This is a genomic window from Paenibacillus lentimorbus NRRL B-30488, from assembly GCF_000411595.1.
GTDB lineage: Bacteria > Bacillota > Bacilli > Bacillales > Bacillaceae > Bacillus > Bacillus velezensis.
Window position 1 is genome coordinate 177,100 of sequence record NZ_ANAT01000018.1, and the last position, 10,879, is coordinate 187,978.

The 10,879-nt window shown below is 48.4% G+C and carries 11 protein-coding genes and 2 pseudogenes; 9 read left to right on the plus strand and 4 right to left on the minus strand.

The window, feature by feature from the left end; genetic code table 11:
- The first annotated feature begins 88 nt into the window (after positions 1 to 88).
- From D368_RS10905 to D368_RS10925, 5 genes and pseudogenes are all read left to right on the plus strand, one after another.
- A complete protein-coding gene (locus D368_RS10905; protein ID WP_101563148.1) occupies positions 89 to 802 on the plus strand; it encodes a DUF421 domain-containing protein in 714 nt (237 codons plus the stop codon).
- Positions 803 to 876: 74 nt separating this feature from the next.
- A complete protein-coding gene (locus D368_RS10910; RefSeq protein WP_071392021.1) occupies positions 877 to 1,395 on the plus strand; it encodes a ferritin-like domain-containing protein in 519 nt (172 codons plus the stop codon).
- Positions 1,396 to 1,646: 251 nt separating this feature from the next.
- The gene (locus tag D368_RS10915; RefSeq protein WP_071392022.1) at positions 1,647 to 2,267 is read left to right on the plus strand and encodes a TetR/AcrR family transcriptional regulator; all 621 of its coding nucleotides are present in this window, start codon (positions 1,647 to 1,649) and stop codon (positions 2,265 to 2,267) included.
- A gap of 15 nt (positions 2,268 to 2,282) precedes the next feature.
- Positions 2,283 to 3,477, plus strand: a pseudogene (locus D368_RS10920) (MFS transporter).
- Positions 3,478 to 3,644: 167 nt separating this feature from the next.
- Complete coding sequence (locus D368_RS10925; RefSeq protein ID WP_014304750.1) at positions 3,645 to 4,802, plus strand: AbrB family transcriptional regulator; 1,158 nt, start codon at positions 3,645 to 3,647, stop codon at positions 4,800 to 4,802.
- A 36-nt stretch (positions 4,803 to 4,838) separates the two neighbouring features.
- Here D368_RS10925 and D368_RS10930 read toward each other — a convergent pair whose 3' ends face one another.
- The 4 genes and pseudogenes from D368_RS10930 to D368_RS10945 form a co-directional block, all read right to left on the minus strand.
- A complete protein-coding gene (locus tag D368_RS10930) occupies positions 4,839 to 5,360 on the minus strand; it encodes a MarR family transcriptional regulator (protein ID WP_033574497.1) in 522 nt (173 codons plus the stop codon).
- A gap of 90 nt (positions 5,361 to 5,450) precedes the next feature.
- Positions 5,451 to 6,931, minus strand: a pseudogene (locus tag D368_RS10935) (monooxygenase).
- A gap of 145 nt (positions 6,932 to 7,076) precedes the next feature.
- Entirely contained in the window at positions 7,077 to 7,592 is a 516-nt protein-coding gene (gene lepB / locus D368_RS10940; RefSeq protein ID WP_003155158.1) for a signal peptidase I, read from the minus strand.
- Positions 7,589 to 8,215: a TVP38/TMEM64 family protein gene (locus D368_RS10945; protein ID WP_003155159.1), complete on the minus strand. Its 627-nt coding sequence runs from the start codon at positions 8,213 to 8,215 to the stop codon at positions 7,589 to 7,591. The genes lepB and D368_RS10945 overlap by 4 nt, the downstream gene beginning before the upstream one ends.
- A gap of 152 nt (positions 8,216 to 8,367) precedes the next feature.
- Between D368_RS10945 and D368_RS10950 the strand changes: the two genes are divergently transcribed.
- From D368_RS10950 to D368_RS10965, 4 genes are all read left to right on the plus strand, one after another.
- Positions 8,368 to 8,727 (plus strand): YhjD family protein, encoded by a 360-nt coding sequence (locus tag D368_RS10950; RefSeq protein ID WP_012117241.1) that lies wholly within the window; start codon positions 8,368 to 8,370, stop codon positions 8,725 to 8,727.
- Between the two features lie 120 nt (positions 8,728 to 8,847).
- The gene (locus D368_RS10955; RefSeq protein ID WP_003155162.1) at positions 8,848 to 9,048 is read left to right on the plus strand and encodes a DUF3311 domain-containing protein; all 201 of its coding nucleotides are present in this window, start codon (positions 8,848 to 8,850) and stop codon (positions 9,046 to 9,048) included.
- A complete protein-coding gene (locus D368_RS10960; RefSeq protein ID WP_063174181.1) occupies positions 9,045 to 10,514 on the plus strand; it encodes a sodium:solute symporter family protein in 1,470 nt (489 codons plus the stop codon). Before D368_RS10955 ends, D368_RS10960 begins: the two co-directional genes overlap by 4 nt.
- Positions 10,515 to 10,554: 40 nt before the next feature.
- On the plus strand, positions 10,555 to 10,872 hold the full coding sequence (locus D368_RS10965; protein WP_003155166.1) for a YbjQ family protein: 318 nt from the start codon (positions 10,555 to 10,557) through the stop codon (positions 10,870 to 10,872).
- Positions 10,873 to 10,879 lie beyond the last annotated feature (7 nt).

Consider the following 10,879-nt stretch of genomic DNA (forward strand, 5'->3'; position numbering starts at 1 on the left):
AAATGACCAATCTCATCTGCTGGTAAAAACGGGATGACTGTTTTAAAACATATCGTTTTTGACCAAATTAAAGAAAAAAGGATTAAATATGATGTCAGAATATCCCGAAGTGATTGTGCGAACGATTCTGTCGTTCAGCATTTTGTTTATCGGCGCCCGGATACTCGGAAAACAAACCATTTCACAGATGACGCTTTTTGATTTCATTGCGGCCATCTCCCTCGGCGCCATCACGGCAAATCTGTCGTTTAATACAAAACTGCCGATTCATTTTACTGTCAGTGCTTACACGATTTTCGTGGTCATTATTTATCTCGTCGCATATCTTTCTATGAAAAACAGAACCGCCAGGGGTTTCTTTGCGGGCAAACCGACCATTATCATTCAAAACGGAAAAATACTTGAGCATAATATGAAAACGATGCGCTATACCCTCGACTACTTGAACCAGCAGCTTCGTGAAAATGATGTATTTGACATTTCTCAGGTTCAGACTGCCATCATTGAAACAAACGGCAGCATGTCAGTGGAGGTCAAACCGGAATTTGCGCTTGTTACAAGACAGGATCTCGGCATCTTTGCCGGACATGAAAAGAACTTTGCCGTTGAGCTGATTATGGACGGCCGGCTGGTGATGAAAAATCTGGAGGAAAACCACGTATCGGAAAAATGGCTGAGAGAAGAATTGGACAAGAGAAACGTCAAACCGGAAGACGTTGTATACGCTGTGCGCGGAAGCAACGGCCGGCTTTTTGTCGACACATACGACGACCATATTACATCGCCGCTGGATCAAGAATAAGAATAAGAATGACATCCGCACATGTCACGGGCTGCCGCCGTATAATACCCTATAAACATCCGGGGGTGAGTCCAATGCACGAGAATTTTTTTCATTATACAGCCATCTGCAGTGACGATTCTGTGCTTATAAAGGATCTGGTAAAATCCATAAACGGTGAATACAGCGCTGTGATTTGCTACTCAATATTAGCCGAAAAAGCGCCGACCGCAGAAATCAGAAGACGAATCGAACTTATCAGAGAGGAAGAAGTGCGCCACATGCACGCTTTCTCTTCACTGTATACGTCAATTACCGGAAAACAGTTGACGCCGAAACAGACGGAGCATTGTCCGCACACATACAGAGAAGGACTGAGGGCGGCGTTTTATGATGAGCAGAAAACGAATGATTTTTATTTGCAGGCATCCGATAGAGCGGTGCATCCCGAAGCGAAACGGTTATTTGCCCGCACGGCATTTGACGAGCAGCGTCATGCCGTCTGGTTTTTATACGATATGGCCCACTCTGCCCACTCTCCTTTCCACCATACAGGGGGAACGGTATCAAACGCGCCGAACACAAGCTACACCGAGGTAAATACCGGAAAATAACGATTCAGGCAGATCACGCTCCCCCGCCGGGAGTCTTCAGACGGCTGACAAACCCCGTTCTTTCAACAGGAGAGAATGGGGTTTATTTTTCGAGCCGTTTTTATACTTCCACTAAACAATGGATAACTTCTTCATTGTATAGTCAGCAAAAACCCTTTATAATAAAATAAACCAACTGGTCGGTTTTAAACGAACCGTTCCCCGCTTTGCCGGGACAACGATATGAATGAGGCGGAAAGGATCTGTGTGAAGTGACAAATACAAAAGGCGGTGCCGGAAAGAGCGAAAAGACGAAGAACAGGCTCATATCCGCTTCGCGTGACTTATTTGCAAAAAAAGGATATTCAGAAACATCGATTCGGGATATTTTAGAGGCGGCCGAGATCAGTAAAGGCAATCTATATCACCATTTTAAAGGAAAAGAGTTTCTGTTTCTTCATATCATGGAAGAGGATCACCGCGTGATGATCGAGACGTGGAGGGAAATGGAATCCGATCTGAAAGATGCTGCCGAAAAGCTGACGGGCTTTGCGGAGCTGCTCAGCCGGATGAGCATCAATTACCCGCTTATGAGAGCAAGTGAAGAGTTTTATGCGAGTGCGTTTACGTCAGAGGAGGTCGTAAAGCGGCTCAACAAAATTGATATTGAATATGACGATGTGATGAGAGAGATCTTAGAAGAGGGAAATCAAGACGGCAGCTGGTCCATTCCTCATGTCGAATCAAAAGTAAAAATCCTGCTATCCGTCTTCTACGGTTTAGATGTGTTATATAAAAACGATACCATTCAGCAAAGAATCGAATTGCAAAAAGAAGCCATCTCCGTGTTTATTCACGGGTCGATCAACGCTGATAAACAGAATGACAGCTGACAAAGGAGAAACAACATGCAAAAACCGATCAGAGAACAAAAGGCTGTACTCATCATCTTATTAAGCAACATATTTATTGCGTTTTTAGGCATCGGATTGATCATTCCCGTTATGCCGCTGTTTATGAATGTGATGCACTTGACGGGCAGCACAATGGGATACCTTGTCGCTGCCTTCGCCGTCGCGCAATTAATTGCATCCCCCATTGCGGGAAGATGGGTTGACCGCTTCGGCAGAAAATCATGATTCTCGCCGGACTGTTTTATTCGCATTATCCGAACTGACCTTCGGATTGGGCACACATGTCTCCATTTTATATTTCGCAAGGGTGCTGGGGGGCATCAGTGCCGCTTTTATCATGCCCGCTGTTACAGCGTATGTCGCAGATATTACGACGGTGCAGGAAAGATCGAAGGCGATGGGCTATGTATCTGCCGCCATCAGCACAGGGTTTATCATCGGGCCCGGCATAGGAGGATTTATTGCCGATCACGGCGTTCGTATGCCGTTTTTCTTTGCGGCGGGAATTGCATTTATCGCAGTGATTTCCTCTGTCTTTATGCTGAAAGAGCCGTTAACTAAAGAAGAACGCGCAAAGCAGATGGAAAGCGCCAAAGAATCAACCTTCTTAAAAGATTTGAAAAAGTCGATTCATCCAAGCTACTTGATCGCCTTTATCATCGTTTTTGTTTTGGCATTCGGGCTGTCGGCGTACGAAACGGTATTCAGCTTATTTACAAACCATAAATTCGGCTTCACGCCAAAGGATATCGCCATTATTATTACGTTCAGCTCCATTGTGGCAGTCCTCATTCAAGTGCTCGCGTTCGGCAGACTTGTCAACTTCCTCGGGGAGAAAAAAGTCATTCAGCTTTGTCTGATCATCGGCGCTGTGCTGGCTTTCGTTTCTACGGTGATGTCAGGGTTTTTGCCCGTGCTCGCTGTCACCTGCATCATTTTCCTTGCGTTTGATTTACTGCGCCCGGCACTGACTACTTATCTATCGAAGATCGCAGGAAATCAGCAGGGGTTTGTTGCCGGTATGAACTCAACATACACGAGTTTGGGCACCATTTTCGGCCCGGCTCTGGGCGGTATTTTATTTGATATGAATATTCACTTCCCGTTTCTGTTCGCAGGTGTGGTTTTATTTCTCGGTCTGGGATTGACGCTTGTGTGGAAAGGAAAAGCGGGCGAGGTTTCGGAGTAGGGTGCACTCACCCATCTCCGGAGCTTTTTTTGCGTTTGCGATAAGAAAAATGAATGGATTATGAGAAATAATTCATTATTTATTTATCTCAAAATCTATACTATAGTAATAGTAAGGTTAACGAGCTTAACAATTTAATATGAATGTTTCAGGAAGAAGGGTTTTCATTGAAGAAAGACAAACATCTCCTTACAGATATCTGGTTTATTCTCATCAGTGCGGCAGGGGGGTTTCTTCTTTCGCTTACAGGGATGTCGATCGCCTGGATGCTCGGAACGCTTGCCGCCGGCTGCATCCTCTCCATGACGAGGCCCCGCTGGCTGTTCATGGCGCCTGACAGAAGAGGGATTCACCGCAGATGGCTTGCGGCGGGACAAATGATCCTCGGCATCGAACTCGGCCAGAAACTGAACCTGTCCGTTCTGTCGGTTTTACGGGAGCATTGGCTTCCGGTAGGCTTCATGCTGATTTTCTCTATCGTGATGGCGCTTGTTTCCGGATATGTGCTCTTTCGGTTCAGCCGGACGGACATGATGACAAGCTTTGTAGGCACGGCGCCGGGCGGTTTATCCGCCATGCCCGGTATCGCCCAGGAAGTCGGCGCAAACACCGCGATTGTAAGCCTTATTCAGCTGACGCGCGTCCTTTTGGTCGTCATGACAATACCGTTTCTCGTTATTTTCTTATTTACCAAACAAAACGGTGCGGCTCAGACATCAGCCGGAGCCGTTTCAGCAGGAGCTTCACATCCGGGCCTTATTCCCGTCTTGTTAACGGCCGGATTTATTTTGGCTGCCTGGCTTGCAAGCAAAGGCGCAAAACGGCTGAAATTTCCCGCCCCTTGGCTGCTCGGCAGCATGATCGGCGTTGCTGCTGCGGAAATCGGCGTGTCCGCCTTGGCGGGCAAAGACATGCTGGCCTGGTGGCCGCCGGAAGCGAACCAGCTGTCACAAATTTTTCTCGGCGCCACAATCGGATCAAAAATGTACAAAAGCATGTTCACCGGCGTGACGAGAGTGCTGACCGTCGGATTTATTTCTTCCGTCGGATTAATCGCTGCCATGATTCTGAGCGCGGTTGCGGTTTCTAAATTAACGGGCATCTCCATGATTACATCTGTTCTCGCCTTTTCTCCCGGCGGGATCGCCGAGATGGCGGCGACTTCGATCACCCTGCACGAAGACTCGACTTTCGTCGTCGCGGTTCAGGTCATCCGGATCGTTCTCGTCATCGCCATGCTTCCGCCCTTCTATCGGCTGCTGCACCACCTTTCTCAGCTGAAACGGGCACACGGCGAAAGAGGCCGGGCAGAAAGAGGAACATGATCCGAATAAAAAAACACGCATCCATATGCGTGTTTTTTATTTGAACAGCTCTCCGCCGCCATTTACAGACCGCCAGTTTGCTGAAAGATCACGGAACAGCCGTTCAGCAAATAACAGTTCTTCATCTGTATAGCGGTCTAAAAACGCCAAGAGCCGCTTTTTTATCAATTCATGATATTCATGATGAAGGGAATGCAGCTCTTTCCCGGCAGGAGTCAGCCGGAAATAGACTTCTTTTTTATTGTCGCTCAGCCGGGTTCTGCGCAGGAAGCCGGCTTCCAAAAACTTCGCGCAGCTTCTCGACACGGTCGGCTTTGTCGTCTTCATTTTTTCCGCTATTGACGTGACATTGATCGGTTCATGATCTCCGATACACGACAAAATGTGAATTTCCGTCAAGGTCAATTGTAACTTTTTCCCGTTTCCTTCACGGAGTTCATCCATCCGTCCGGCCAACGACGCCCTGATATCCTCCTGGCACCTCTCCTGCTCGTGAAAAATATCTGTCAGCCCTTCAAGAATCATGTGTTTTGCATGGTCTGGCTGTCTTCTGTCCAACTGCTGAGTCACCCTTCCGTATTGATTGTTTCTTTTACTATAACGTTTTGTTACACAAGAAACAATCACACAGGCGCATAAAAAGGTTAATCAGATGAATAATCCCCATCTTTCCAAACCGGCCAGAACGGCTTTTTCCGCTTCACGTCCCGAGCCGCCGGCTGCCCATGCCGCATGGCCGTCCGGCCGGATTAAAACGGTGTGGACGTCATTCCAATCGGCACGTGTTTCAGCAAGCTCCGCCCTGACTGCTGCCACGCTTTCCGTATCAATACCGGCGGGAATGCTCCCTCTTAATGACAGAAGCACAAAGCCGCCCTTGCGGAGAAAATCATACAGCCGGGCCGGCCGCCCGTCATGAAGGGTCAGTTCGATATCCGGCAGGCGTTTTCCGTTCAGGGTATGCGGCGGCAGCTCCGCATCCGGTTCATAATGCAGATCAAGCGCGGATACTTTTCCCGCCAATAAACGGTTGGACTCCTGAAAATCCAGCAAAGCGGTCATCGTTTCTCTTAATGCCATCCCCGACTCGGTAAAATCCATGAGCTTGATCTGCGTTTTGATATTGTGCAGCACTTCTTTTCCTGTGCTGTGCCTTTCCTGATGATAGCTGTCCAGAAGATGAGGCGCCGCTTTTCCCTTCATTTGCGCCGCCAGCTTCCAGCCGAGATTGACGGCATCCTGAAGCCCCGTATTCAGGCCTTGTCCGCCTGCGGGAAAATGAATGTGCGCCGCATCCCCGGCCACAAAAACCCGGCCGGAGCGGTACTGCTCAGCCTGACGCTCGGCATTGCCGAACCGCGACATCCATACCGGATCACTCAATCCGAAATCAGTGCCGCATATCCGCCGCAGGTCTTCTTTCAGCTCATTTTCGGTGACCGGCTCTTCCTTCCGCTTTTGCAGGACGTGCGGAGAAACGATGAGGACGCGGAAAAGTCCGTCCGTAAGAGGGATAATCACAACCGATCCCTCCAGGCGGCACGTTGAAAAAAGGAAGATTCGGGCGGATGTTTCAAAACGGCATCACAAAGGGTTCCTGTTAAGTCGGCATCAGTGCCCGAAAAAGCGATGCCCGCCTGTTTCCGGACAATGCTCCCCGCTCCGTCTGTACCCGCGGCATATAAGCTGTGAAGAGTGCGGATTCCGCTTTCGTCCCGGAACACCGTCTCCACTCCGTCATCCGTCTGGGTGACAGCCACCGCTTCCGCCCCGCGGATGATATTTGCGCCGAGACTTGATGCATACTCCTCCAACATCCGCTCCGTTTCTGCCTGAGGAAGCATTAACGAATAATTCTGCTTCGTATCCAGCCGAGAAAAATCCAGCCGTGTATCCAGCATGGAAAAATGGCCGGAAGACACCTTCGTCCCTTTTTCCAAGAAGCGTTCCAATATGCCTCTCATGGCAAAAAGCTCAAGTGTGCGCGGATGCATGATAAGCGCTTTGGAATATGGCACCGTCTTCTTCAATCGTTCAATGACAGTCGTTTTCACTCCGGCCAGCGCCAGTTCTGATGCAAGCATCAGCCCGACCGGACCTCCCCCGATAATGGCAGCCTGTGTTTTCATTTCATCAGCCCTCTTTCATATTTTTGTTTCGCGCGTAACAAAAATACCAAAAATAAAACGCCTCCTTTTCGTTTCGCGCGTAACAATTTTCATTATAGTCTTTCCTCTGCTTTTTTACAATCATTTCCGAAAAAAAAGACGCCGTTCACTTGGCGTCTGATTCACTGATGACTCCGACAATGTCTTTATCCTTAATCGGACCGAAATGACGGCTGTCGAGGCTGTATATGCGGTTGTCGCCAATAACAAAGTATTGTCCCTTCGGTATGCTTTTGCGCCCGGTCGTTTCCTTCAGCGTATAATCACCGGTCACATGGCTCCCGGCGGACAATGATGACTTTAACGGTTTTAAAAACGGTTCCGCCACCCGTTTTCCATTCACATACAGCTGATCCTCCCTATATGCGATTGACTCGCCGGGGAGCCCGATGACACGTTTGATCAGCACTTTGCGGTGCGGGCCTTTAAACAGAACAATATCGAAACGGCGGATCGTTTTGTAACGATGGGAAAACTTGTTGACCATCAGCTCATTTCCTTGTTTAAAGGTCGGATTCATGCTGATTCCTTCGACTTTATAATCAATAAAAATGGCATTCTTTAATTGTATGGCCAAAACAACGATAAGCACGCCGGCTATAAACCAAAATCGTTTTTTCAAGATTCCTGTCTCCCTCCGTCTTTCTCATGCTGACTGATTCTCGTCTGTAAACGCCGTTCGATATGCTTTCCGGCATACCACAGCACCGCGATCACCATTATGGCGCCCGCCATCCTGAAAGGCTGTGTAATGAGTGCGTGAAGATCATACCCGATAAAACTGATCATAAAAATCATAACCATTTTCCCCATAGCGGCTGCTGATATAAACTGCAGCGCTCCCACCCGTGACAGACCGGCAACGATATGAACCGCAGCGGACGGCGTAAAGGGGAAGCAAAGTAAAATAAACAGCGGACCGAAACCGTGCCGCTCAACCCAGAGCATCATCCGCCTTATGGTCTGATGCCTGCGGATGAAACCGAAAGCTCTCTTCTGTCCGAAACGGCGGACGGCATAAAACATCAGCATCGATCCTGACGCAGACCCGAGCCATGACAGAAAAAAACCTTCCCACAAACCAAATGCATTCGTATTCGCCACCACAAATACAACGAGCGGCAAAAACGGAAGAAACGCTTCAATAAAAGGCAGTACAGCCGCAGCAGCCGGGCCGAAAGCTCTATAGCTTTGGAACCATTCCGTCAGCTGTTCCTCAGTCAAATATGATAAAAATTGCTCCAACGTTTATACTCCTTAACGAGTTTGTCTATCCTTATTCTACACATTATCTCCAAAAAACGAAAATGTTTACGAGATTTTCCGACTTGAAATATCGTGTAAGCGAGTATAAAATAAGAACAAACGTTCTCTTTTTTAAGAAAGAAGGAGTATTTATGCCTGACATTCGGAGCGGCACCCGCGATCTCATCGAAAAAGGGCTGTTTCTGCCCATGGCGGCTGCCATCCTGAACCGGGACCTCGAAGCGCTTGATTCGTGCCCGTTCAAATTAAAACAACCCTATAAACAGCTTATCAGCTGCTCTTTAAAATTAGCACAAAAGGATTTGAGTGATGTTCGAAAAGAGTTAAGAAAGCGTAAAATTAAAATATACGAAGCGGAAAGAGACGAAGCATTTACGCTTTATATATGCACCATTAACGGCTATGAAGAAAAACACCGTTATTTCAACCCGAGAATACGGGAACAGGTAACCGCCTTATTGGAATATTACCTGTCTCTTGCGACCATTTAAAAAGCAGCCGGGACTGCTTTTCCTTTTCAGCTGATAAATTTCAGACTATACACACTATACATTCGACATGATTTTCTTTATAATCGGGACACGCTGTTTTCAATGAAAAGGAGGAATGTTATGAAACTGATTCATGTTCTCGCCGCCCTGCCCTTTTTCGGAATTCTCGCCGGCATTCCATTTGCCAACCGGGTGACGCCTTATGTTTTCGGAATGCCTTTCATTCTCGCATATGTCGTCATCTGGGCGGTGCTGACTTCCGTTCTGATGGCCGCCGTTTACAAATTGGACAAAGAAAACAAGGCGGGTGAGACGGAATGAACGCAGCATTTCCCGTAATGGCCGCCGTGCTCCTGTTTTGTGTATATCTCGGAATCCGGGCCCGAAAAGGAAAACATATGGACCTTGAACAATGGACGGTGGGCGGACGCGGCTTCGGCACGATGTTTGTCTTTTTATTAATGGCGGGAGAAATATACACGACCTTTACATTCCTCGGCGGAAGCGGATGGGCTTACGGAAAAGGAGGCCCGGCCTTTTATATTATCGCGTACGGCTGCCTTGCCTACATTTTGTCATATTGGCTTCTGCCAGCCGTGTGGACTTACGCCAAACAACACAAACTGATGTCGCAATCAGATTTTTTTATTTCAAAATACAACAGCCCGCTCCTCGGCATTCTCGTATCGCTCGTCGGCATCGCATCCCTCATCCCCTATCTCGTTCTGCAGCTGAAAGGGCTCGGATTAATTGTTTCAGCAACATCATACGGACAGATTCCGCCCTCCGCCGCTGTCTGGATCGGTGCTGTCTCCATCACGATTTATGTGATGATTTCAGGAATCCATGGTTCAGCGTGGATATCCGTCGTCAAAGATATCATGATTTTAGGCATCGTCCTGTATTTAGGCATTTATCTGCCCATTCATTATTACGGCGGGTTTACGGAGATGTTCAAACAAATTGACGCCGCAAAACCCGGTTTTCTCACGCTGCCGGAAACCGGACAGAGCGTTTCCTGGTTCAGCTCAACGGTTTTGCTGACCGCCCTCGGCTTTTATATGTGGCCTCATACCTTTGCCGCTTCCTATTCGGCGGAGCATCCGCGGGTGTTTCGGAAAAATGCGATCATCATGCCTCTTTATCAGCTCGTCCTGCTGTTTGTCATCTTTACCGGATTTGCGGCGATTCTGCAGGTGCCCGGTTTAAAAGGGGCGGACACGGATCTCGCCTTATTAAAGCTGTCTGTGAAAACCTTTGATCCCTGGTTTGTCGGACTGATCGGATCGGCGGGCATTCTGACGGCGCTTGTGCCCGGTTCAATGATATTAATGGCCTCAAGCACGCTGTTCGCAAAAAACGTGTACAAAGCCATTCGGCCCGGCACGACTGACGAAAAAGTCTCACGGCTCGCAAAATACGCCGTACCCGTCATCGCGCTGATATCCGTATATTTTACGCTGAAAGGCGGAAATACCATCGTCACTTTGCTTTTAATGGGCTACAGCCTTGTCACCCAGCTTTTCCCCGCCCTCTTATTCAGCCTGCCGAAGCGGCGTTTCATCACAAGCCACGGCGCTTTTGCCGGCATAACGGCCGGGGTCGGAACGGTGGCCTTCATTACGCTGACCGAATCAACCGTCGGAACCCTCTTTCCGTTTCTTCCGCAGATCGTTAAGGATATGAATACAGGCATCATCGCGCTGGTTCTGAACATTGCCGTCATGTTTGCAGTCAGCGCCGCAGTCAGAAAAAAACAAATCAGCGCAGCCGAAAAGGCGGCTTAATGATAAAATAGCGGTAAGACACATGAAGGGGGAAAACCGCATGATCATGACAACGACCGAAACCGTCGCCGGAAAACAGATTACGGAAGTAAAAGGCTTAGTGACAAGCAGTATCGTCCAGTCCCGTCACATCGGAAAAGACTTGCTTGCAGGCTTAAAATCTGTCGTCGGCGGCGAATTAAAAAGCTATACTGAAATGCTGGAAGACTCCAAAAAAGCGGTGAAAGAGCGGCTGATCAGAGAGGCGGAGCAGCTCGGAGCGAACGCCATCGTCGGCCTGCGGTTCGAACTGACCGCAGGACAGAACACATCCGAATTAATCGGATACGGAACCGCCGTCACCGCCGAATCCATTTAAAAAACAA